This window comes from Flavobacterium sp. ENC, from assembly GCF_020991415.1.
Taxonomy (GTDB): Bacteria; Bacteroidota; Bacteroidia; order Flavobacteriales; family Flavobacteriaceae; genus Flavobacterium.
Window position 1 is genome coordinate 297571 of record NZ_JAJMOY010000005.1, and the last position, 24634, is coordinate 322204.

Genomic DNA, 24634 nt, shown 5'->3' on the forward strand with positions numbered 1-24634 from the left:
TTATCTAAAAGCAGTAACAATTAATAATGCTAAACTTGTCAGAACACTTCCAATACTTACCCACTCCCCGGTACTCATTTTCCTGGTTTCAGGTTTTTCCGGAACAACTATTTGAGAGTCTGGCTCTACAGTAGGATATGACCTAAAGAATAAAAAAGATTTCGTTACATCAGCTTTTCCATTAGGATATATTATATAGGCTTTTCTTTTCCAGCCTTTATTGTTTACGCCTCCTACGGCACTTATGTAATATTTAAATCCTTTTCCTCTTCTGTATGGAATTTCAGATGTTAACAAAACATTTCCAGTCACTTTTACGCCTTCATTATAAACAGCAACTTCAATTTCGTCACCTGGAAATAAAGTAACGTTGGAATAATGATTTTTATCTTTCTCAATTTTCTCCCAGTTAATAGGAATGGTTGAAAACTTTTTATCTCTTATTTTTTCTTTTAAAGTATCTTCTTTCGATAAATTTAAATCTACGTTTTCTATTTTTTCGATTTCTTCCTCTTTAATAGGTCTCTTGATTTTCATACCTTCTAAATTTGCAATAGAAGTCAATCCACCGGCTCTCATTACGATATTGTAAACTTTTTCTTTCTTGTTTGCCAAAACGTATTTTCCCGGATAAGTGACAGCGCCAGTTATAGTAATCATTTCAGGCTTTTCGTAAACCGCTATTCTTCTTATATTTATAACATCGAAAGGTTTTAAAGCAAAATTCTTAATTTGCTCATTATTATCGCCTGAAATCTCAAGCTCCACTAATTCAATTCGATTTGGATCAGCATCGTTTATTACATCCGATTTAACCATTCTTGCAATTTCGACTCTTTTAGAAGCAGAACCCGTTAAACCTCCAACCTGTGCAATTAAATCATTTAAGGTTAAGTTATCAAAATAATCATATGTACCAGGCTTTTTTACTTCACCGTCAATAGTGACTTTATATTCTTCTCTGAAATCAAGAATAGAATAAACTGTTACTATATCTTCTCTTTTCAACTGAATGTCCGCATTTATATCACCAGATAATGCAGCACCTAAATCTACATTCACTATTTCCGTTGTCAAATCAGACTTTAAGCGTATAATTCTGGCTCTTTTACTGTAGGCATCTTCTTTAAGTCCTTCTGCTCGCGTAATAAGATCAGAAATTCTCATTCCTTCGCTGTAAGAGTAATAATCAGGTCTAAAAACAGCCCCCTCTATTTTGATACGATTTTCAAATCGATTTAAAATTTTCGTTACTTTAAAAACATCTCCGGATTGTGGATTATAAGTACTAAAATCACTTTCGTTTATATCATGAACTCTAAACTCTTTACCTGTTTTTTGCACCACATTGACAGAAGCAGTATAAGCAAATTCGTTAAATCCTGAAGCAAAATTTAATAAATCTGAAAATGTTTCTCCTTTTTTCATTTCGAAAATACCAGGGCGTTTTACCTCTCCTTCAACTGTTACTCTTTGGCTATATGCAGGAATTCTAATTACATCATTATCCTTTAAGCTAACATTATCAGATTGGTCTCCCTTAACCAGAAACCTGTAAATATCTATATTTTTAAAAACTTTATTGTTTCTAATTAATTCAATATTTCTGTAACTCCCATTTTTTCCCGGACCACCCGCCAGGTGTAACGCATTGTATACAGTAGCTAAGGATGAGATTGAATAATTACCAGGCTGTTTACCTCCAACCACTGTTATTTTAATAGTTCGTATTTGACTTAAACTAATACTTACCTGAGATTGTCCGGATCTAACTGTAGTGTATACTTTAGCAATTGCTGCTTTTATTTTTTGAGTCGCTGCTTCAATTGACATTCCTGAAACGGCTATTTGTCCAACATTTTGAATTGATATTTTTCCTTCAACACTTACTGGAATACTTGCATTATATTCCTGAACGCCATATACGCTTACTTGCAATTCATCTCCAGGCCCCAAGATATAATTCATTGGAGTCGCTAATTTTAAATCCGGCTCAAAATTAAGCGTTGGATTATCAAAAAGCTCTGAACCAAAAATTAATGAGTTAACTGAATCTTTTACTTTTTCATTAGTAATTTTGACTTGTTTTCTCTCAGAGTCATTGGAGTTCTCCTGAATTTTTGGTTTATTATTATTATTAGATTTACCTGCATATTCATTAAGCCTTGACTTCAGTTTGTCGTATTCTGTCTGGCTCATTCCCTTGGAAATTGCCATTGATTCAACTTGTTCGATAGTAGTATTATTGCTTTTTAATTGGGCATCAATTTTAGCTATATCGCTATCTGTCAAATAATCTACATTTACTGTACTTAAATCTTTAGATCTAAGAATATCCTGAGCATTAACATGTAAAGAAGTAAATAAAAGAATGAACAGAGTAAGAACGTATATTGTTTTTTTCATATTAAAAATATTTGATACAAATAAATCTATGAGTATTGTTTTTGATAATAATCTTTATAAGAGCCAGAAGTTACATTTTGTAACCACTCTTCATTTTCAAGATACCAATTAATTGTTTTTTCCAAACCTTCTTCAAAAGTTACAGAAGGTTTCCAACCTAGTTCTTTATTAATTTTTGAAGCATCTATTGCATACCTCAAATCATGACCAGGCCTGTCTTTTACATAAGTTATCAGCTCTTGGGAAGTCCCGGAAGTTCTACCTAATTTTTCATCCATAATCTGGCATAATAATTTTACCAAATCGATATTTTTCCACTCATTGAAACCACCAATATTATAGGTTTCATGATTTTTTCCTTCATGAAAAACCAAATCAATTGCTGCTGCATGATCCTCTACAAATAGCCAATCTCTCGTGTAATTTCCATCACCATAAACCGGTAATGGTTTATTATTTATAATATTATTTATAAAAAGTGGAATCAATTTTTCAGGAAAGTGATAAGATCCGTAATTATTGGAGCAGTTTGTCAAAACATACGGTAGTCCGTAAGTCTCTCCATAAGCTCTGACAAAGTGATCAGAACTTGCTTTTGAGGCAGAATATGGAGAATTGGGATCGTATGGTGTCGTTTCAGTAAAAAGCCCTTCAGCTCCCAGAGAACCATACACTTCATCTGTACTTATATGATAAAATCTTTTATTTGTAAAATCATCCTTCCATTGATTTTTTGCAGCATTTAACAAATTCATTGTACCAATAACATTGGTTTTTACAAAAGCCAAAGGATCTTCAATAGAACGATCTACATGTGATTCTGCCGCTAAATGCAATATACCGTCGAAATTATAGTTTAGGAAGAGTTCATTGATAAAAGATTCATCAACAATATCTCCTTTTACAAAATGATAATTGGGGTGATCTTCAATATCTTTTATATTTTCCAGATTTCCTGCATAAGTCAAAGCATCTAAATTAAAAATTTGATAATCAGGATATCTGTTCACAAAACGTCTAACTACATGTGATCCAATAAAACCGGCACCACCTGTTATAAGTATTTTTTTCATTTTAAATTTTAATTAATTTAATAAATCTGAATTTATTTTTTCCAACTCACTGTATATGTCTTTTACATCTTGTGAGTTTTCTTTTTGCAAAATTAGATTTGCTGTATCGGTATATACAAAAATAGTATTTTTTAATCCTAGAAAAGTAGTATGTTTTCCAGAGCCAATAACCATATTTCCATTTTTATCAACAGGATGATTTTTTGAAAGCAAATAATCATAAACAGACTCAAACGAGCCTAAATCTGACCAGGAGAATGACGCAGGTACGACTTTAATTTTCTTACTGCGTTCCATTACTGCATAATCAATACTAATTGACGGAATTTCCATTGACAAATCTAAATTAAGAAGCCCTTTTTCGTTTGCTTCCCAAACTGCTTTTGATTTTTCATAAACCTCAGGCTGAAATTGTTTTAATTCGTCCAAAAGAACTCCTGCTTTAAAGCAGAACATTCCGCTATTCCATAAAAAATTACCTCTTGCAATAAACTCTTTTGCGGTAGTTTCATTTGGTTTTTCACGAAATGACAGCACTTTATCCCCTTTAGATTCGATATATCCATAGCCCGTTTCAGGCTTAGTTGGTATAATTCCAAAAGTAACAATAAAACCTTCATTGGCTTTTTTAACGGCTTCCTGAATTGCATTATTGTAATCATCCATTTTATCAATAATATGATCCGATGGCGTTATGATTAAAATATCGTCCGGATCTGAAGCAAATGCTGCAAAAGCGATAGCAGCTGCAGTATTTCTTGGTGTAGCTTCTACAATATTTAAATAAGTTGTTTTAGTTTTGTCCATCACCTTTCCGCTTAAGTGATGATTGTCTACATTTCCAACCACCATTACTTTATCCGCTAAATGACTGTTGCGTTGCACTGTCATTTCAAATAATGATTTGTTTTCAAATATCTCTAAATATTGTTTAGGCTGGCTTTTTCGTGACAGCGGCCATAATCTACTACCAACTCCACCAGTTAAAATGACATGTATAATTGAATTTTTTGTTTCCATTTTTCTTAAAATAAAATTTCTTAAAATAAAAAAAGACCTTTAGTGACTATAATCTATTATCAGCTATAGCTCCTAAAACTCCTTTTACATCATATATTAAACTATCTTCTTTTTGAAGTTCTGAGAAATTTAATTTTAAAAATTCTGCATGTGCTACTCCCAGAACAATCGCATCAAATTTATCATTGGGAATACTGTTAATTGTTATTAAATTATATTCTTTTTTTACATCATTCGCATTAGCAAGCGGATCAAATATGGTTACTAGGATTCCATATTCTTTTAATGCTTTTACAACATCTACAATTTTCGTATTTCGAACATCCGGACAGTTTTCTTTAAAAGTAATTCCAAGCATTAAAAGATTTGCACCATTAACAGAAATTCCTTTTTTGATCATGAGCTTTACTATTTGCGAAGCAACATATTCTCCCATACTGTCATTCAAGCGTCTTCCTGCTAAAATTATTTCTGGATGATAACCAAATTCCTGGGCTCTTTGTGCTAAATAATAGGGATCAACACCAATGCAATGCCCACCTACTAATCCTGGTTTAAAGGGTAAAAAGTTCCATTTTGTAGCTGCCGCAGTTAATACTTCCTGGGTATCAATACCCATTAAGTTGAATATTTTGGCTAGTTCATTTACAAATGCGATATTAATATCGCGTTGGGAATTTTCAATAACTTTAGCGGCTTCTGCCACTTTTATGGAAGGAGCGAGATACGTACCCGCTATAATAACAGATTTATACAACGCATCTACCTTCAGGCCAATTTCTAATGTGGATCCTGATGTAACTTTTAGAATTTTCTCAACCGTATGTTCCTTATCTCCCGGATTTATTCTTTCCGGGGAGTATCCTGCAAAAAAGTCTTCATTAAACGTTAATCCTGAAATTTTTTCTAAAACAGGAACGCATTGCTCTTCTGTAACACCCGGATATACTGTTGATTCATAAATTACAATATCACCTTTTTTCAGTATTTTACCAACCGATTCACTGGACTTATACAATGGGGTTAAATCCGGGCGATTGTTTTTATCTACTGGTGTAGGAACTGTTATTATAAAGTAATTACAAGCTGCGAGATCATTTAAAGAACTTGTACAATATAATCCTGTATCCTGATATGCATTATCAACCAGTACTTTTTGCAAAGTAACATCATCAACCTCCAGTGTGGTGTCTGTTCCCGATTTTAACGATGCAATTCTTGATTCATTTATATCAAAACCTACGACCGAATATTTAGTAGCAAATAATCTGGCCAATGGCAAACCTACATATCCTAAGCCAATAATGGCTACTTTTATGTTTCTGTCTATTTTATCGTCGTTTTTATTCACTTTTTTCATTTCAATTCACGGCTTCGCCCTTCTGAGTCACATTATAGCTGACACAGATAACTCAAAATCCATTTTTGGCAAATATAGCACATTAAGTCAACTTATTCAATACGGTTTATAACAGAACTTAACTTACTAAAAAGTCAAAACGTCATAAACCTAATCAAACCTTTATCAATCAGACACTAAAGATTGCATTTAAAAAAAACAGAAGATAAAAAAGCTAAAAAAGCATTTCATCTTCCATCTCGTTACTTATACTATTTTAAAAATAGTTATTTATATTTTATTTTCAAAACACATCCTAAAGATTCTAAAACCAGGATATAATGCGTTTTTGACACTTCCTGAACAATTGCATCCTGATTACTAAAGACCCCGGATTCTAATTTTATCCGGTCTCCAACCTGAAACGGGGTTACTGCTATTTCACTAACATTTACATCCATGAGACTTTTTTTTATGATCTCAATTTCTTCATCTTTAACAATTGCCGGTTTGCCTAACCAGAACAAATACCGGACAGCACCGGAAACCTGAAAAACAGAATTCCTTTCAGCATCCTGCAAGCGAACAAAAACATATGAATTAAAAAGGGGAACCTCAATTTTTTTCTTTCTATCCGACCATTGTTTAATCTGACTTATCAGAGGGCAATAGCATTCAACACCTATTTGATTTAGCTTATCCGAAACTTTTTTCTCCCACTTGGGTTTAGTATATATAACATACCAATTCATATGTATTTTTATATTGAAATAAGATTATCAGTCTTATTTTTATCTCACTTCGAATTAAATCTTACCTCAGTCTTTATTTTCAATTAAGAACCTATGCCTTTATAAACAAACCCAATTTCCTCTACTTCTTTAGCATTTAAAATATTTCTCCCATCAAAAATAAAGGCCGGCTTATGCATTGAGTCGTAAATTTTTTGCCAGTCATACGTTACAAATTCATCCCACTCGGTAAGAATTGAAATCGCATGCGAACCTTTGCAGGCATCATAAGGATTATCAAACGCAAGAATTGCTTTATTATTTTCTTCAACTGATCTGCTTTCTAAATAATTTAAATCAGCGAGCATTTTAGTTCTTGAAACCTTCGGATCATAAACAGATATTTTAGCCTGTTCATTAATCAAATCATCCGCTACATATATTGCTGCAGATTCACGGGTATCATTTGTATCTTTTTTAAATGCCCATCCTAAAAATGTAATTTTCTTATCAGCAACAGTATTATATAAGGTTTGAACGATTTTATTTGAAAATCTTCTCTTCTGATGATCATTCATAATGATAACCTGTTCCCAATAGTCTGCTACTTCATTTAATCCGTATGATTTTGCGATATAAACTAAATTTAAAATGTCTTTTTGAAAGCAGGAACCTCCAAAACCTACAGAGGCTTTTAAAAATTTTGATCCAATTCGACTATCCATACCAATTGCTTTGGCAACTTCATTTACATCAGCACCTGTTTTTTCACAAAGTTCCGACATGGCATTTATTGATGAAATACGCTGCGCCAAAAATGCATTTGCGGTAAGTTTAGATAATTCTGAAGACCAGACGTTTGTAGTCAGGATTTTATCTTTGCTGACCCAATTGGCATATACATCAACTAAGGCATTAATCGCTGCTTCTCCTTCGGGAGTTGTATCGCCACCAATCAAAATCCTGTCAGGATTCAGCAAATCGGTAACAGCGGTTCCTTCCGCTAAAAACTCAGGATTAGATAATATTTGAAACTGAACTCCATTTCCGGTATTGTCCAGGATACTCTTGATTGCTTCTGCTGTACGAACCGGCAAAGTTGACTTTTCAACTACAATTTTATTTTCTTTGGCAACTTTGGCAATTTGCCTGGCGCACAATTCAATGTATTTTAAATCGGCTGCCATCCCTTTTCCTTTTCCGTACGTCTTGGTCGGGGTGTTTACGGATATAAAAATTACCTGAGCTTCATTGATTGCTTTTTCAACTTCAGTGGAAAAAAAAAGATTTCTTCCCCTGGCTTCTGCAACAATTTCTGAAAGCCCCGGCTCGTAAATCGGAATATTATTTGTATCCGGATCATTCCAGTCTTTAATTCTTTGTTCGTTCAAATCAACAACAGTCACTTGAATATGGGGACATTTTTGAGCAATTACTGCCATTGTCGGTCCTCCGACATAACCTGCACCAATGCAACAAATTTTGGTTATTTCCATTTAATTATTTATTATCTTAATCTTGATTTTTATTTCAAATTATTCCAGTACCAGTTCACTGCTTCTTTTAACCCTTTCTGCAAAGAATATTTTGGATCGTAACCCAGCATATTTTTAGCTTTGTCAATGCTTGCCAGTGAATGTGGAATATCTCCTGCTCTGTTTGCACCATAAATAATTTCTACATCAGCAATTTTTGAGTCAAATTCCGCTAAATATTTTTTTAAATAGCCTACCAGATCATTTAAAGTATTACGATCTCCAAATGCAGTATTATAAACGGTATTTACTGCGTCTGGATTTTGGCTTATCATAGCCAGTTCATTCATCTGAATTACATTATCAATATAGGTGAAATCACGGGAATAATTTCCATCACCGTTAATTACAGGGCTTTCGTAGTTCATAAGCTGCATAACAAACTTAGGGATAACCGCTGCATATGCGCCATTTGGATCTTGTTTTCTTCCAAAAACATTGAAGTAGCGCAGTCCTATCGTTTCTAATCCATATGTTTTACTGAAAATTTCAGCATACAGTTCGTTTACATATTTTGTTATAGCGTATGGCGAAAGTGGTTTACCAATAACTTCTTCTACTTTTGGAAGCCCCTGAGAATCTCCATAGGTAGAAGAGCTTGCTGCGTATATAAATCTTTTTACTTTAGCATCGCGGGAGGCTGTTAACATATTTAAGAAACCGGATACATTAACATCATTGGTTGTTATCGGATCATTTATAGATCGAGGAACAGAACCTAAAGCCGCCTGGTGCAGCACATAATCAACTCCATCGACTGCTAAAAGACAATCGGCAATATTGCGGATATCGCCTTCAATTAATTTGAAATTTGGATTCTCAATAAAATCTTTCAGGTTATGACGGTGTCCTGTCGCAAAATTATCAAGACAAACAACCTTATGCCCTGATTTTAGAAAATGCTCGCATAAGTTGGAGCCAATGAAACCGGCACCTCCCGTAATTAAAATTGTATATTGAGCTGATATTTTCATGTACCTCAAATTATTTTTTATTCCATTTATTGAAAATAGATTTTACGAAACTCTTTTGCTCTTCTTCTTCATGATATCCGTTAGAATAAGCTCCATAACCATATCCGTATCCGGAACCGTATTTGGCTTTATTTTCATATCCGTTTAAAACGATACTCGCATTGTTGAGCTCTCCTCTTTTTATTCTGTTATTCAACAAGGTAATCATATCCTTCTTGGTATAATTTTGTCTCACAATGTATAAGGTAACATCTGCATACTGAGCCAGCTCTAAAGCATCAGAAACCAAACCAACCGGAGGCGTATCCAGGATAATATAATCGTATTTTTGCTTTAATTCGTCGATTAACTCTTTCATCGCTTCGCTTAAAATAAGTTCGGAAGGATTTGGCGGAATCGGACCGGAAAGAATAACATCCAGATTTGAAATACTTGTTGGATTGGTAATTTCCTCCAGGCTTTTTTGTTTAATCAGGTAATTAACAACCCCAACATTGTTTGTCAGGTTAAACTCGTCTGCTAATCGGGGCTTTCTCAAATCTAAACCTATTATTACTGTTTTCTTTTCACTTAAAGCGAAAACAGTCGCAATGTTTATCGAACAAAATGTCTTTCCTTCGCCACTTATTGACGAAGTAATCATTAATGTTTTTGCTCCGCTTACTCTTTGTTTTTTATAAAGAAACTGTAACGAAGAACGAATTGTTCTAAAGGATTCTGAAAGTGCCGATTTTGGCTTATCAAATACCGCAAGATTAATATTGTCTTTATTAATACCAATTACTCCAATAATAGGAATCTGTGTTAATTTATTGACATCCTCGATATTTTGAATTGAATTATTGATGAAAAAAATCACAAAAACAATAAGCAAAGGAATCAACATACCAAGAAACAAAGCCAGTACATAATTGGCAGAAGTTTTGGGTCCAATTAAATTTCCGCCAATATCTTTTGCCGGATCAATAAAATGGATATCTGACAAGTTAGATGCTTTTACAATTTCTGCTTCATTTCGTTTTTGAAGAAACTCCGTATAAATATTATCATTTAAATCATATTTTCTTTTAATCTTCAACAATTCCTGTTGTTCTTCCGGAAGTCTTTTGACAGTACTTTCAGCCTGGCCAATTTTTGCGTTTATCATTGACAAATCATACAACAATGATGATTTTGCACTGATGATATTTTCCAGCAATACATCTTTAACAGCATGCATTTGATTATCAAAATCTTTAAAAATTTTATCACTTTTTACCGCATAGGCCATTTCTGATCTTTGTGTTGAAAGTGCAATAAGTTTTGAAACATTTACAACAATATTAGGATCTTCGATTCCTGCAACCGACGGGGCCGGCAAACGTGAATAATCAACACTATTATTCAGATATGTTTTTAAGGAATTGTAATAGGCAATTTTTCTGGAAATTACATCTTTCTGAACATCAAAATCCATTATTTTATCAGAAAACTTGGCACCGCCATCTTCAATCTCATAGATGTTTTTATCTTTTCGAAAAGACTTTAGTTCATTACCATTTTCTTTTAATTGAGATTCCATTGCAACGAGGGTGCTATCAATAAATCGTATTGTATTGTTTGCAAATTGGTTTTTCCCGTCAAGCTGAATTTTAATCAGCATTTTCACGGTCGAGTTCAGATAGTCGACCATTCTTGCCTTGTTTGTACCTTGTAATGATAAAGTCAGCAATGAGCCTCCCTTGTCATCAGCGCTTACATCAATGGTTCGGTAATTAGAAACGGTATTATCAAAATCATTAAAACGAACAAAATACTCATTCCCCTTATAAAGTCCAGGATTGTCATTTATCTGTAATTTCCAGTTTAGGAAAGGCAGTGAAACCTGCTCTCCAACTTTATATTTTTTCACGAATTCTACAGGCTGAACTGAAGTATTCGAATACGTATTTTTGGAATACGTTATTAAAGAAACAGAATTAGTCTCAAACGGAATTCTGATTTCGTATATATTTTCACTTAAAAACTTTATACCAATTAAAGTATTGGCAAGCTGTCCTCTCGATTTATCAATGTTTAAATAAAAAGGTACTTCCCCATAAGAATCAACCAGATTATATTTTCCCTGCGTAAGATAATCAGTGTAGAACTGTAATTTATCAACCACAAGTTCATTATGTGATCTTGACTTTAGGATGGTTGAAATTCCGTTTACCTGATCCGAAATCCCTCCCCAGTTAAAAACCAGGCTCGTATTTGAAGTAAAAAACGGATTACTTTCTTCCTCAATAGAAATCATGGTTTGCATTCCGTAAATTTTTTCTTTACGAATATTTACCTGATATGCAATTGTAAAGGCAATTATTAAACTAATAAGAAACCATTTCCAATAACTCAGAATCTTTAGCAAAAGCCCCTTAAAATCAAAATTCGAATGATTTTCAAACATCGAAAAATCCTTTATATCTAACATCTCTGAATCTGGTTTTAATTTTTAAGAAGCAAATAAACTGTTGTAGCCAATGACAGCAAAGTAATGACAGTACTTATAGATTGTATACCGGTCTGCCCTGTTCCCCATGTTTTCTGCTTTAATGGTTTTACGTAAATATAATCGTTAGGCTGCAAATAATAATAGGGAGACTTCATTACATTGGCATCTGTCAGATCAATATCATGCATCTGAACTCCCGTCGGCGTTTGGCGAATTACGGTTACCGCTTTTCTATCTCCTACCGTTGTAATATCGCCAGCATTTGCAATAGCTTCCATAATATTTACATGTGACTGAAATAATGTTTTTGTGCCCATGCTTCCAACCTCACCATTAATAGTGTATCTGAAGCCGGCTAATTTTACGGTAACAAAAATATTAGCCTCACTTTTAAAATATTCTTCAAGTAATTTTTTTTCAATCATTAACCTTACTTCCTCAAGGGTATAACCAATAACATTTATTTCGCCTAAAATCGGCATTCTGATATTTCCATGATCATCTACGGTAAATCCGTCAAAATACAAAGCTGACTCTGATTTATCGGTAATTGCTGTATTTGACTTACTGAAAATGGAAACCAATTTAGGATCAATTGCCTTAATGTCGACGGTTATCACATCGTTAGTTTGCAATCTGTAAGGCTTAGACTCGACAGCAGCGACAGTATTTTGCTCACCGGAAGTATTTTTGTCTTGTAAATACACCAGGTCTTTTACAGGAATGCAGGATGTAAATAATACACTAATCAATAGTAATATATAAAAGCTGTTTTTTGTCATTGTAAATATTTTATCGGCAAATATAGGTTTTCCTTTAATCTTCAGAAAATCTAACTTTTAATTGATCTTATTTAATTGTTTTTGAAAGTTTTTTCAAACGGAATACGATGTAAAATACTTCTTCCAAGTGTAACTTCGTCTGCATATTCCAACTCGTCCCCTACTGAAATACCTCTCGCAATTGTTGAAATTACGATATCTGATTCAGCAATTTGTTTGTAGATGTAGAAATTTGTCGTATCACCTTCCATTGTGGAACTCAGTGCAAAAATAATCTCTGTAACGATTCCCGATTTTACTTTTTCCACTAAAGTGGAGATATTTAACTGACTTGGACCAACGCCTTCTATAGGAGAAATTTTCCCGCCCAGAACATGATAAATACCTTTGTATTGCCCTGTATTTTCAATAGCCATTACATCCCGAATGTCTTCGACCACACAAATCAGCTGGTGATTTCTTGTTGAATTAGCACAAATTTCACACACTTCTGTATCTGAAATATTATGGCAGCTTTTACAAAACTTAATATCCTCTCGCATGTTTAATAATGCCTGGGATAAAAAACCCGTTTGTTCTTTGGGCTGTTTCAATAAATGCAAAACCAACCGCAAAGCCGTCCTCTTACCGATTCCGGGCAATTGCGACATTTCACTGACTGCTTTTTCGATCAATTTTGATGAAAATTCCATAACTGCAAAAGTACTATTTTATGGTTTTTCTATTCCGGCTTACTAACAATCAAACTTTCTATCATCGTTAATCAGCAAAAAAAGATACCCGAAAAAATGCTAAAAAAAATTAATATTGATTTGTAGCCAGCAAAACCAAAGTACAAGCCACTTCTGCCTTGATGTTATTCAGCTCCAGTAATTGATATAATTCAGGATTCTCAGTCCCGGGATTGAATACGACTCTTTTTGGCTGTGCTTCTATAATATAATTATAGTAATCACGCTGACGGGAAGGATTTAAATATAAAGTTACAGTATCAATATTTTTGACCGGGATTGCTTTTGTGTAAATTTTCACACCTGCAACTTCACCGGTATTCTGACCAATTGCCAAAACAGTGTGTCCTTTTTGAACCAATGCATTTATGGCCTTATAAGCGTAGCGGTCTGGTTTTGTGGTAGCACCCAGAACTAAAGTTTTTTTGTTTTTCATCATTTTAAAATATGCTACAAAAGTAATCAAAAAGTATGAGCTTATTTTAGGTTATTTTCACAGAAATACCAGCAATAAAAAAAACAATATCGAAACATGAATATGCCATGAAATGTTAAAAATTGACTATTTTTACTTCACTAACCCAGACAACATGGATTTATTCATTTATTTATTTGCCGCTCTTTTCTCCGTATTAAACCCCATTGGTACCGTTCCCATTTTTGTGGGACTGACACAGCATGACTCCCAAAAAGAGCGCTCGAGAATTTCATTATGGACCGCTATAAACGTTTTCATCATTTTGATTGTTTCTTTTTTTATTGGCCAGTATGTATTGACTTTTTTTGGAATCAGCATTGACGCACTTCGAATTGCAGGCGGAATTGTAATTGTAAACTCCGGATTCTCCTTGCTTTCCGGAAAATTCAATAAAAAACGAGGAATAAATAAAAAAATAGAAACCGATGCACAGCAGCGTAATGACATCGCCTTAACGCCTTTGGCCATACCAATGCTTGCAGGCCCGGGATCAATTTCATTGTTGATTGCCTTTTATCAGGAGCATCATCAAATGGAAGAAATAATTTTTTCCTGCCTGGCTATTCTGGCTATCGCCGTTGCAATTTATGTTATTTTAAAAAGTGCCCATTATTTAGCCCGAATATTAGGAGCCTCAGGAATTGTGGCCATTTCCAGAATTGTTGGATTTATTGTTATATCAATCGGAATTCAATATATCGTTAGTTCAATCATTAATATTGTAAAAGGAAATCTGATGTAATTTATTTTACACTATAATATTCTTACAAAAATAATATTTTACAGGATATTTTTTTTATCTTTAAAACTCGGAATTTTTAACCCAAATGGCGTTATATTTGAGCCTTCGGAAAATTTATATTTATTATGGAACAGAAAATACATCAGGGAAGAAACGTAAAACGTTTCAGAGAAATGCTTGGTATCAAACAGGAATCATTGGCTTTTGATCTGGGAAATGACTGGAATCAGAAGAAAATTTCTATGCTGGAGCAAAAAGATGTAATTGAAGATGCTATCCTGGATCAAATTTCACATGCCTTAAAAATTCCTGTGGAAGCTTTTCAGAATTTTGATGAAGAGCAGGCTATAAATATTATTTCTAATACTTTTCATGATACTCAGGGCCTGATAAATTACAACCCAACTTTCAATAACAATCCAATTGAGAAACTAATCAAGCTGCATGAAGAAAAAATTGAGTTATACGAGCGTATGCTGAAAGAAAAAGATGAAATGATGGCAAGGCTTGAAAAACTAATCAATAAGTAACCTTAGACATCATAATTTATAAAAAAACAAAGGCTCAACTAAATAGTTGAGCCTTTTTAATATCAAATTTTATTATTTTGCTTTTAACTTCTTGGCAAAAATACTTCGGCCATCATGCATCTTGCACTTCCTCCGCCACAAGCTTCGATGGTATCCAGGCTTGAGCTCAAAATTTCAGCATGAGCTTCTAATTGTGTGATTTGTTTTGGAGTTAAACTCTGGTGAGCCGAAGCACTCATTACAAGATACTTTTTATCGTTTGTTCCTTTAACTTCTAACATATTACCTGCAAAATTATTTACCTGCGCTTCTGTAATGAGAATAATCTCTTTTTTATCCGCTTTTAGGTTATCCAGAACCATTTTGCGTTCTTTTTTATCATCGATACAATCGGCACAGATTACGGCAAAAGTTTCTCCTAGGCACATCATTACGTTTGTATGATAAATTAGTTTACGCTCGCCAGCGACAGTTTGAAAAGCTTCAAAAATAACAGGAGCATAATCAAAATCCTCACAGAATTCGATAAATAATTCCTCATCGGCGCGAGGTGACAAAGCACAATATGCTTTTGCATTAGCTCTGTCTAAAAGTAAACTTCCTGTTCCTTCGAGAAAAAACCCGTCTTCTTCAGCCGACGTATAATCCATTATATTAGCGATTTCAAAACCTTTGTCTTCAAGAGTATCTAAAATATCCTCACGACGTTCCTGACGACGATTTTCGGCAAACATAGGATACAATGCCACATCACCATTTTCGTGAAATGAAACCCAGTTGTTTGGAAAAATACTATCGGGCGTATCTGTTTCAAGTGTGTCTTCAATAACCGTAACATCAACTCCTACCGCTCTCAGTTTTTCTACAAAAACATCAAATTCCTGTTGTGCTTTCGCATTTACCGTACTTGGCAAAAGTCCGTCTAATACTTTTTGGTAATAATTATTCACAGCCGTTTGCTCATTCATCCTGAAAGCAACCGGACGAATCATTACGATGGCATTTGTAGTTTGTTTCATAATCTTTTTTGTTGTGAGTTCTGGGTTGTAGGTTGTGAGTTTTCAAATTGAATCGCTGAATTCATATCAATTCTTCCAATTCTCTTCAACGTATTTGATAAAATTAAACAACTTACCTCCTAATCCTTCATAATTATTAATTAACTCATCCATATTATAAAAACAATCTGGATAAAGTTTTGCTATTTTTTCTAAATGACCAATGGTTTCAAGACAACTAGAATGAGAGTAAACTAAAAATTTTATAAAATCAGCTTTATATCTTCTCCTACCATATCCTTCAATTATGTTAGAAACCACAGAATCAGAAGACCTCCTTATTTGACTTCCGAGCTCATACAATTCATATTTTGGAAGTTTGAGTGATGACGGATGAACCAGATAAAATAGATCTAATCCAATCTTGTAAACATCTAAATCTTTATAACTCTTCATTTCAACATGTGCTTCATCTTCACTAGCATTTCAAAACTCATAACTCAAAACTCAAAACTGAATTTAGTCTCTAATTAAAGGTAAAGTCGAACATCTCAACAACCCTTCCTGTTTGGCAATTTCAGCATACGGAATTTCTTCAACAGTGAAACCGTTTGCACGTAACCAATTGTTAAGCCTTGTGAAATTTTTCTCTGAAACCACCACATTCGTATCTATTGAAAACACATTCGAAAACATATGGTACATTTCATTTCTTTCGATGTGAAATAAATTTTCTTTTCCAAAAAGGTTTACTAAATAAAGATAATCAGCTTCTTCACGAAATCCTCTTTTATAGATTATTCCTTTGTCTTTTCCTACCGGCTGAAAACAACAATCCAAATGCAAAGCATTGTCTCTTGCTTCAAGTTTAGATTTAACCAGATCAAATTCTTTGACTATTTTATTTGGAAACAACTCCTTAATATAATTTACACCTTGCATATTGGTTCGGGCAGTGATATAATCTTTGTAGTCGCTACCTTTATAAGTCCCAATAAAAATATGATCATTCCAAAGCATGACATCTCCACCTTCGATATGAACTTCTTCCGGAGGGCGAACCACTTTTGTTGCATCCATCTGGTCAAGCACATACTGAATAGCATCCAGTTCTCTTTCTCGGTCCGGTAAAATATTAGATTTTACAAAAGTATCATCAATAACAAAACCAATATCCCTGGCAAAAATCTGGTTGTAATTTTCGATCATCTCAGGACGATAGACCGTTACATCGTACTTCTGAAAAACAGCATTAAAAGCATCCATTTCAGCAACCATATCTTTTTCAATAGGATAAGTTCCTGCCTTAATATGTTCCAATGATTTAGGATCATAGGCTTCATCAACAGATGGAGTCGGCCCATTATGAACAGCAGAACCCAAAACTACAGCACGTAATCTTGACGTTTCGTTCTTTACATTTAATTGCAACATAACTTTATTATATTTTGGGCAAATATAAAAAAAGCTTCACAGTTAAGTGAAGCTTTTAAAGTTATTTTATCTGTTAGACTTAAAGTCTCTCAATGGGTGTCCTGTATAAATTTGTCTAGGTCGACCGATTGGCTCTTTGTTTTCACGCATTTCTTTCCATTGTGCGATCCATCCCGGCAATCTTCCGATAGCAAACATTACTGTAAACATATCGGTTGGAATCCCTAATGCTCTGTAAATAATTCCGGAATAGAAATCTACGTTTGGATATAAATTTCTTGATTTGAAATAATCGTCTTCAAGAGCAGCTGATTCTAATTTTTTGGCAATTTCTAAAATAGGATCATCAACACCCAAAGTCTCTAATACCTCTTTAGCTGCTTTTTTGATGATTTTAGCTCTTGGATCAAAGTTTTTATAAACTCTGTGACCAAATCCCATTAAACGGAAAGGATCGTTTTTATCTTTCGCTTTCGCTAAAAATTTGTCCGTATCACCACCGTCTTTATTGATTTCCTCAAGCATTTCAAGAACTGCCTGATTTGCACCTCCATGAAGTGGTCCCCAAAGAGCTGAAACACCTGCAGAGATAGAAGCAAATAAACCGGCATGAGAAGAACCAACCATTCTTACTGTTGAAGTAGAACAGTTTTGCTCGTGATCCGCATGAAGGATAAACAATTTATCTAAAGCGTCAACAATAACCGGATTGGCTGAATAAGGTCCTGTAGGCAATTTAAACATTAATTGCATAAAATTATCAACGTAACCTGTTGTGTTATCATAATAATTCAAAGGATACCCCATAGATTTTCTGTACGTCCAGGTAGCAATCACAAGGAATTTACCCATTGTTTTACAAATGGCTTCGTACATTTCTTTTTCATTTTCAACATTTACCGCTTTTGGATTAAATGCCGTTAAAGCACTTGTTAAAGCAGATAAAACACCCATTGGATGGGCTGTTTTTGGAAAACCGTCAATGATATTTTTCATTTCTTCGTTTACCAAAGTATGTTTTTTGATACCATTTTCGAACTGTTCTAATTCCTGAGCAGTTGGAAGTTCTCCAAAAATTAAAAGATATGATACTTCCAGAAAATTAGCCTTTTCAGCTAAATCTTCAATTGAGTATCCTCTATAACGCAAAATTCCTAATTCTCCGTCTAAGAAGGTGATTTCACTTTTACAAGAACCAGAATTTTTATATCCCGGATCAATGGTAATAATACCTGTTAAATCACGTAATTTGTTAATATCGATAGCTGATTCATTTTCGCTTCCTGTGATTACCGGAAGTTCAATTTTTTGACCATCTACTTCTAATGTAGCTATTTTTGACATAATATATCGGAAATAAATCTTTAAAATAATAATTTATCAAATCTAAGGAATTTAAGACTAATTAAAAAAAGAATCCTGCTATGAATTTGTTAAAACTCCAAAAAAAAACCATTCGCAAAAACGAATGGTTTAATTTCAATATATAACTCTTACAATTATTTGATCTTGAAAGCGTTTAATCCAGGGAAATAAGCTGTACTTCCTAACTCTTCTTCGATTCTTAATAATTGATTGTATTTTGCCATACGATCAGAACGGGAAGCAGAACCTGTTTTAATCTGACCACAGTTTAAAGCTACTGCTAAGTCAGCAATAGTATTATCTTCTGTTTCTCCTGAACGGTGAGACATTACTGAAGTATATCCTGCATTTTTAGCCATATTTACAGCTGCAATAGTTTCAGTTAAAGTACCAATTTGGTTTACTTTTACTAAGATTGAATTTGCAATTCCTCTTTCAATTCCAGTTGACAAACGCTCCACATTAGTAACGAATAAATCATCACCTACTAACTGAACTTTATGTCCAATTTTTTCAGTTAAATATTTCCATCCATCCCAGTCATCTTCGTACATACCATCTTCTATAGAAATAATTGGATATTTAGCAGCAAGATCAGCTAAATAATCAGCCTGCTCTTCAGAAGTTCTGATTTTTCCGGTTTCACCTTCAAATTTAGTATAATCGTATTTTCCGTTTACATAAAACTCAGAAGCAGCACAGTCAAGAGCAATCATAATTTCGTCACCGAAAGTATATCCCGCTTTTTCAACTGCCAGTTTGATAGTATCTAAAGCATCTTCAGTACCACCGGCCAGGTTAGGAGCAAAACCTCCTTCGTCACCCACTGCAGTACTTAAACCTCTGTCATGCAATACCTTTTTAAGGCTATGGAAGATTTCAGTTCCCATTTGCATAGCATGTGTAAATGAAGTTGCCTTTACAGGGAAAATCATAAACTCCTGAAATGCGATAGGAGCATCAGAGTGAGAACCTCCATTGATGATATTCATCATTGGTACAGGCAACGTATTAGCAGAAACCCCGCCAACATATCTGTATAAAGGTAATCCAAGTTCATTAGCCGCAGCTTTTGCAGCAGCAAGAGAAACTCCTAAAATTGCATTAGCACCTAATTTAGATTTATTTGGAGTCCCATCTAAATCAATCATTAACTGATCAATTGTATTTTGTTCGAAAACAGAAGTTCCAACTAATTCTTCAGCAATAACAGTATTTACATTATTCACTGCATTTAAAACTCCTTTTCCTAAGAATGCTTTTCCTCCATCACGTAATTCAACAGCCTCGTGTTCTCCAGTTGAAGCTCCCGATGGAACAGCTGCTCTACCTAAAACTCCGTTTTCTGTTACAACATCAACTTCAATAGTAGGATTACCTCTGGAATCAAAAATTTGTCTTGCGTGAACTTTAATTATAATACTCATTATTTTTGTTTTTTATTAATAAATTATATTTTTTTTCGAAATTATAAAAATATTTAATAGAAAAAATGCATTCTTACTATTAAACGCCTTTACTTATTAACTATATCGTTTTAGCAGCAACCAGTTTTATATTCTCAACAAACTGATCAAACAAATAAGACGAATCATGTGGTCCGGGACTTGCTTCAGGGTGATACTGTACCGAAAAACAATTCTTATTTTTCATACGCATTCCGGCAACCGTATCATCATTTAGATGTACATGTGTAATTTCCAATTCCGGATGACCATCTAAAGCTTCTCTTTTTACGGCAAAACCATGATTTTGAGAAGTAATTTCCCCTTTACCGGTGAGAAGATTTTTTACAGGATGATTAATTCCGCGATGTCCGCCGAACATTTTATAAGTTTTAACGCCGTTTGCTAAAGCAATAATCTGGTGTCCTAAACAAATTCCGAACAATGGATTATCATTTTTTATAATTTCCTTTGCAACTTCTATAGCTCCGAATAAAGGATCCGGATCCCCGGGGCCATTTGACAAGAAGTATCCGTCCGGATTAAATTCTGCCAAATCCTTATAAGTCGAATTGTATGGGAAAACTTTAATATAACAATCTCTTTTAGCAAGATTTCTTAATATATTCTTTTTAATTCCAAGATCTAAAGCTGAAATCTTATAAGTTGCATTCTCATCTCCAAAAAAATAAGGTTCAGTAGTTGAAACTTTTGATGCCAACTCTAAACCTTCCATATTTGGCACATTTGCCAACTCTTTTTTCAAATCTTCAACTGACGTTCCATCTGTACAAATTACAGCATTCATAGCGCCATTGTCACGAATGTAACTTACCAGAGCTCTCGTGTCGACATCAGAAATACAGATTAAATTTTCTTTTATAAAGTAATCTTCCAAACTTCCGGAAGAATCTTCTCTTGAATAATTAAAACTGAAGTTTTTACAAACTAAACCAGCAATTTTGACGCTATCAGATTCAATTTCCAAATCATTAACACCATAGTTTCCAATATGGGCATTGGTAGCCACCATTATCTGACCAAAATAAGAAGGATCTGTAAAAATCTCCTGATATCCGGTCATTCCAGTATTAAAACAAACCTCTCCAAAAGTTTTACCACTAATACCAATAGATTTACCGTGAAAAATAGTTCCGTCGCTTAGTAATAGAATGGCGCTTTGTCGTGTAGTGTATTTCATTCTTAGTTGTATTGTTTTTTATAATTGTTTAATGAAATCCGGCAGGCCCATTTCATTTATAATTAGATATTTTGCAAATTTACTTCTTTAAAAGAGTGCTTCCAAAAAAAATTAAAAATTTCATTCATAAAAATAAAACCTAACTGTAGAAATAAGTTAAATTTCAATTTAAAAAAAAATCAAAAAAAAAGGATAAACTAAAAATTAGTTTATCCTTGATTTCTATAGAATCATTACTTTCATAATTATTCAGAAGCTTCAGTAGTCGATTCTGACTCAGCAGCTGGAGCTTCAGAAGTTTCCTCAGCTTTTTTTGCTTTACCACCACGACGGCTTTTTGCTTTTTTAACTTCTTTTTTACCTCCATTGTAAAGTTCATTGAAATCTACAAGTTCGATCATTGCCATATCAGCATTATCTCCCAAACGATTTCCAACTTTAATGATACGAGTGTATCCACCTGGACGGTCACCAACTTTAGCAGCTACGTCTCTGAACAAGTCAGTTACAGCATATTTACTACGTAAGTAAGCAAAAACAATACGACGGTTGTGAGTCGTATCTTCTTTTGATTTTGTAATTAAAGGCTCAACGAATTGTTTAAGCGCTTTAGCTTTAGCAACAGTAGTGTTAATACGTTTGTGCTCGATAAGAGAACAAGCCATATTAGCCAACATAGCTTTTCTATGTCCAGTCTGTCTGCTTAAGTGATTGAATTTTTTTCCGTGTCTCATTGCTATTTTAAATTTAATCCGCCGTGGCGGATTGAATTATTCTTTATCTAATTTGTATTTAGCTAAATCCATTCCGAAAGTTAAATTTTTAACTGCAACAAGTTCATCAAGTTCAGTTAAAGATTTTTTACCAAAATTACGGAATTTCATTAGGTCATTTTTATTGAACGATACTAAATCACCAAGTGTATCAACTTCAGCCGCTTTCAAGCAATTTAATGCTCTCACAGATAAATCCATATCAACAAGCTTAGTTTTAAGCAATTGTCTCATATGCAATGACTCTTCATCATACGATTCTGTTTGTGCAATTTCGTCAGCCTCGAGTGTAATTCTTTCGTCAGAAAATAACATGAAGTGGTGAATTAAAACTTTAGCAGCTTCAGTAAGGGCATCTTTTGGATTAATAGAACCATCAGTTTTAATTTCAAAAACTAATTTTTCGTAATCTGTTTTTTGCTCAACACGGAAGTTTTCAATTGCATATTTTACATTTTTTACCGGGGTAAAAATAGAATCTGTAAAAATGGTACCAATTGCAGCGTTCTGTTTTTTGTTCTCCTCAGCAGGAACGTATCCTCTACCTTTTTCGATTGTTAAATCGAAGTTCAATTTGATTTTAGGATCTAAATTACAGATAACAAGGTCTGGGTTCAGCACTTGAAAACCTGAAATAAATTTTTGAAAATCACCTGCTGTTAATTGATCTTTACCAGAAACAGAAATAGTAACTGCTTCATTATCGATATCTTCAATTTGACGTTTGAAACGTACTTGTTTTAGATTAAGGATAATTTCGGTAACATCTTCAACAACACCTGAAATAGTAGAAAACTCATGATCTACACCTTCGATACGAACAGATGTAATTGCATAACCTTCTAATGCTGAAAGCAAAACTCTTCTAAGTGCATTACCAACAGTCAATCCATAACCAGGTTCTAAAGGTCTAAATTCGAATTTACCTTCAAAATCGGTTGAATCGATCATGATAACTTTATCGGGCTTTTGAAAATTAAATATTGCCATAAATTTCGACTAAGTCAATTATTATTTGTTGTACAACTCTACGATTAATTGTTCTTTAATGTTTTCTGGAATTTGAAGTCTTGCAGGTACAGAAACAAAAGTTCCTTCTTTAAGATCATTGTTCCAGGTAATCCATTCATAAACATGACTTGAATTTGATAAAGAACGTTCGATAGCTTCTAGAGATTTAGATTTTTCACGAACTGCAACTTTATCACCAGGTTTAAGGTGGTAAGAAGGAATATTAACAACTTCACCATTTACAGTAACGTGTCTGTGAGATACGATTTGACGTGCACCTCTTCTAGAAGGAGCGATACCCATTCTGAAAACTACGTTATCCAATCTTGCTTCGCATAATTGTAATAAAACTTCACCAGTAACTCCTTTAGTCGCTGATGCTTTTTCGAATAAATTTCTGAATTGTTTTTCTAAAATTCCGTAAGAATATTTAGCTTTTTGCTTTTCCATTAACTGAACAGCATACTCAGATTTTTTTCCTCTTTTTTTAGCCATCCCGTGTTGTCCAGGTGGGTAATTTCTTTTTTCGAAAGATTTATCATCTCCGAAGATTGCTTCGCCAAATTTACGAGCGATTCTTGTACTAGGACCAGTATATCTTGCCATTTTAAATTGTTTAAGATAGAGATTATGAATTCAGGTCTTATCCTTCGATAATCTATGTTCTATCTAGGTTATACTATATTAAATTTTTGAGTATTAAACTCTACGTCTTTTTGGAGGACGACATCCGTTGTGAGGCATTGGAGTAACATCGATAATCTCAGTCACTTCAATTCCACCGTTATGAATAGAACGGATAGCAGACTCACGTCCGTTTCCTGGTCCTTTTACATAAACTTTTACTTTTTTAAGTCCTGCCTCAAGAGCTACTTTACTACAATCTTCTGCTGCCATCTGAGCTGCGTACGGAGTGTTCTTTTTAGAACCTCTGAAACCCATTTTACCAGCTGAAGACCAAGAAATAACTTCACCTTTCTTATTAGTCAAAGAAATGATAATGTTGTTGAAAGTGGCAGAAATATGAGCTTCACCCGTTGATTCAACGATAACTTTACGTTTTTTTGCAGTTGCTTTAGCCATATTACTTATTATTTAGTTGCTTTTTTCTTGTTCGCAACAGTTTTTCTTTTACCTTTTCTTGTTCTAGAGTTGTTTTTAGTTCTTTGTCCTCTTAACGGAAGACCAGATCTATGACGGATACCTCTGTAACAACCAATATCCATTAAACGTTTGATGTTTAAAGAAACCTCTGAACGTAATTCTCCTTCAATTTTGTAAAATGAAACTGCATCACGAATCGCTCCGATCTCGTCATCATTCCAATCTTGAACTTTTTTGTCTTGGCTAACTTGAGCTTTTTCTAAAATCTCAATTGCTCTACTTCTTCCTAATCCAAAGATATAGGTAAGTGCTATAACACCTCTTTTATTTTTTGGGATATCTACCCCTGCTATTCTTGCCATAATTATCCTTGTCTTTGTTTAAATCTAGGATTCTTTTTGTTTATTACGTACAATCTCCCTTTTCTACGCACAATAATGCACTCGGGACTTCTCTTTTTTACTGATGCTCTAACTTTCATAGTGAATA

Annotated in this window: 25 protein-coding genes; 2 read left to right on the top strand and 23 right to left on the bottom strand. The window is 33.9% G+C overall.

The genetic code is table 11. The features are described from left to right. The 11 genes from LPB89_RS15405 to LPB89_RS15455 form a co-directional block, all read right to left on the bottom strand. The gene (locus LPB89_RS15405; protein WP_230702621.1) at positions 1 to 2406 is read right to left on the bottom strand and encodes an SLBB domain-containing protein; all 2406 of its coding nucleotides are present in this window, start codon (positions 2404 to 2406) and stop codon (positions 1 to 3) included. 26 nt (positions 2407 to 2432) lie between these two features. Continuing rightward, positions 2433 to 3479 (bottom strand): dTDP-glucose 4,6-dehydratase, encoded by a 1047-nt coding sequence (gene rfbB / locus LPB89_RS15410; RefSeq protein ID WP_230702622.1) that lies wholly within the window; start codon positions 3477 to 3479, stop codon positions 2433 to 2435. A gap of 12 nt (positions 3480 to 3491) precedes the next feature. After that, the gene (locus LPB89_RS15415; protein WP_230702623.1) at positions 3492 to 4499 is read right to left on the bottom strand and encodes a mannose-1-phosphate guanylyltransferase; all 1008 of its coding nucleotides are present in this window, start codon (positions 4497 to 4499) and stop codon (positions 3492 to 3494) included. 46 nt (positions 4500 to 4545) lie between these two features. Next, on the bottom strand, positions 4546 to 5850 hold the full coding sequence (locus LPB89_RS15420) for a nucleotide sugar dehydrogenase (RefSeq protein ID WP_370635533.1): 1305 nt from the start codon (positions 5848 to 5850) through the stop codon (positions 4546 to 4548). Between the two features lie 275 nt (positions 5851 to 6125). Next, positions 6126 to 6590, bottom strand: a complete 465-nt coding sequence (locus LPB89_RS15425) for a UpxY family transcription antiterminator (protein ID WP_230702625.1) — start codon at positions 6588 to 6590, stop codon at positions 6126 to 6128. Positions 6591 to 6673: 83 nt separating this feature from the next. Then, positions 6674 to 8065: a UDP-glucose 6-dehydrogenase gene (locus LPB89_RS15430; RefSeq protein WP_230702626.1), complete on the bottom strand. Its 1392-nt coding sequence runs from the start codon at positions 8063 to 8065 to the stop codon at positions 6674 to 6676. A gap of 29 nt (positions 8066 to 8094) precedes the next feature. Then, complete coding sequence (locus LPB89_RS15435) at positions 8095 to 9078, bottom strand: SDR family oxidoreductase (protein WP_230702627.1); 984 nt, start codon at positions 9076 to 9078, stop codon at positions 8095 to 8097. Positions 9079 to 9088: 10 nt separating this feature from the next. Next, positions 9089 to 11530, bottom strand: a complete 2442-nt coding sequence (locus tag LPB89_RS15440; protein WP_230702628.1) for a polysaccharide biosynthesis tyrosine autokinase — start codon at positions 11528 to 11530, stop codon at positions 9089 to 9091. Between the two features lie 14 nt (positions 11531 to 11544). Further along, positions 11545 to 12333, bottom strand: coding sequence for a polysaccharide biosynthesis/export family protein (locus tag LPB89_RS15445; RefSeq protein WP_230702629.1), 789 nt, complete (start codon positions 12331 to 12333; stop codon positions 11545 to 11547). Between the two features lie 71 nt (positions 12334 to 12404). Continuing rightward, the gene (gene recR, locus LPB89_RS15450; RefSeq protein ID WP_230702630.1) at positions 12405 to 13025 is read right to left on the bottom strand and encodes a recombination mediator RecR; all 621 of its coding nucleotides are present in this window, start codon (positions 13023 to 13025) and stop codon (positions 12405 to 12407) included. A 109-nt stretch (positions 13026 to 13134) separates the two neighbouring features. Next, positions 13135 to 13500 carry a CoA-binding protein gene (locus LPB89_RS15455; RefSeq protein WP_127338512.1) on the bottom strand — a complete coding sequence of 122 codons (366 nt, stop codon included), beginning with the start codon at positions 13498 to 13500 and terminating at the stop codon, positions 13135 to 13137. 154 nt (positions 13501 to 13654) lie between these two features. On the opposite strand from LPB89_RS15455, the gene LPB89_RS15460 reads away from it, so the two are divergent. Beyond that, entirely contained in the window at positions 13655 to 14284 is a 630-nt protein-coding gene (locus LPB89_RS15460) for a MarC family NAAT transporter (RefSeq protein WP_127338513.1), read from the top strand. Between the two features lie 125 nt (positions 14285 to 14409). Then, positions 14410 to 14814 carry a helix-turn-helix domain-containing protein gene (locus tag LPB89_RS15465; protein WP_127338514.1) on the top strand — a complete coding sequence of 135 codons (405 nt, stop codon included), beginning with the start codon at positions 14410 to 14412 and terminating at the stop codon, positions 14812 to 14814. 83 nt (positions 14815 to 14897) lie between these two features. On the opposite strand, the gene ctlX is transcribed toward LPB89_RS15465, so the two are convergent. From ctlX to ykgO, 12 genes are all read right to left on the bottom strand, one after another. Further along, on the bottom strand, positions 14898 to 15833 hold the full coding sequence (gene ctlX, locus LPB89_RS15470) for a citrulline utilization hydrolase CtlX (protein WP_230702631.1): 936 nt from the start codon (positions 15831 to 15833) through the stop codon (positions 14898 to 14900). A 66-nt stretch (positions 15834 to 15899) separates the two neighbouring features. Then, positions 15900 to 16268 carry a four helix bundle protein gene (locus LPB89_RS15475; RefSeq protein WP_230702632.1) on the bottom strand — a complete coding sequence of 123 codons (369 nt, stop codon included), beginning with the start codon at positions 16266 to 16268 and terminating at the stop codon, positions 15900 to 15902. Positions 16269 to 16331: 63 nt separating this feature from the next. Continuing rightward, positions 16332 to 17246, bottom strand: a complete 915-nt coding sequence (locus LPB89_RS15480; protein ID WP_230702633.1) for a dimethylarginine dimethylaminohydrolase family protein — start codon at positions 17244 to 17246, stop codon at positions 16332 to 16334. 66 nt (positions 17247 to 17312) lie between these two features. Then, entirely contained in the window at positions 17313 to 18590 is a 1278-nt protein-coding gene (locus LPB89_RS15485) for a citrate synthase (RefSeq protein ID WP_230702634.1), read from the bottom strand. A 155-nt stretch (positions 18591 to 18745) separates the two neighbouring features. After that, positions 18746 to 20038, bottom strand: a complete 1293-nt coding sequence (gene eno / locus LPB89_RS15490) for a phosphopyruvate hydratase (RefSeq protein WP_059114067.1) — start codon at positions 20036 to 20038, stop codon at positions 18746 to 18748. Between the two features lie 100 nt (positions 20039 to 20138). Next, entirely contained in the window at positions 20139 to 21257 is a 1119-nt protein-coding gene (gene carA, locus LPB89_RS15495; RefSeq protein WP_127338518.1) for a glutamine-hydrolyzing carbamoyl-phosphate synthase small subunit, read from the bottom strand. A gap of 245 nt (positions 21258 to 21502) precedes the next feature. Then, positions 21503 to 21991: a 50S ribosomal protein L17 gene (gene rplQ, locus LPB89_RS15500; protein WP_127338519.1), complete on the bottom strand. Its 489-nt coding sequence runs from the start codon at positions 21989 to 21991 to the stop codon at positions 21503 to 21505. Positions 21992 to 22027: 36 nt separating this feature from the next. After that, positions 22028 to 23020, bottom strand: coding sequence for a DNA-directed RNA polymerase subunit alpha (locus LPB89_RS15505; RefSeq protein ID WP_127338520.1), 993 nt, complete (start codon positions 23018 to 23020; stop codon positions 22028 to 22030). A gap of 21 nt (positions 23021 to 23041) precedes the next feature. Continuing rightward, a complete protein-coding gene (gene rpsD / locus LPB89_RS15510; protein ID WP_035619621.1) occupies positions 23042 to 23647 on the bottom strand; it encodes a 30S ribosomal protein S4 in 606 nt (201 codons plus the stop codon). A 93-nt stretch (positions 23648 to 23740) separates the two neighbouring features. Beyond that, complete coding sequence (rpsK, locus tag LPB89_RS15515; protein ID WP_007803677.1) at positions 23741 to 24124, bottom strand: 30S ribosomal protein S11; 384 nt, start codon at positions 24122 to 24124, stop codon at positions 23741 to 23743. 8 nt (positions 24125 to 24132) lie between these two features. Continuing rightward, positions 24133 to 24507 (bottom strand): 30S ribosomal protein S13, encoded by a 375-nt coding sequence (rpsM, locus tag LPB89_RS15520; protein WP_007803675.1) that lies wholly within the window; start codon positions 24505 to 24507, stop codon positions 24133 to 24135. A gap of 2 nt (positions 24508 to 24509) precedes the next feature. Then, positions 24510 to 24626 carry a type B 50S ribosomal protein L36 gene (gene ykgO, locus LPB89_RS15525; RefSeq protein WP_072945378.1) on the bottom strand — a complete coding sequence of 39 codons (117 nt, stop codon included), beginning with the start codon at positions 24624 to 24626 and terminating at the stop codon, positions 24510 to 24512. Positions 24627 to 24634 lie beyond the last annotated feature (8 nt).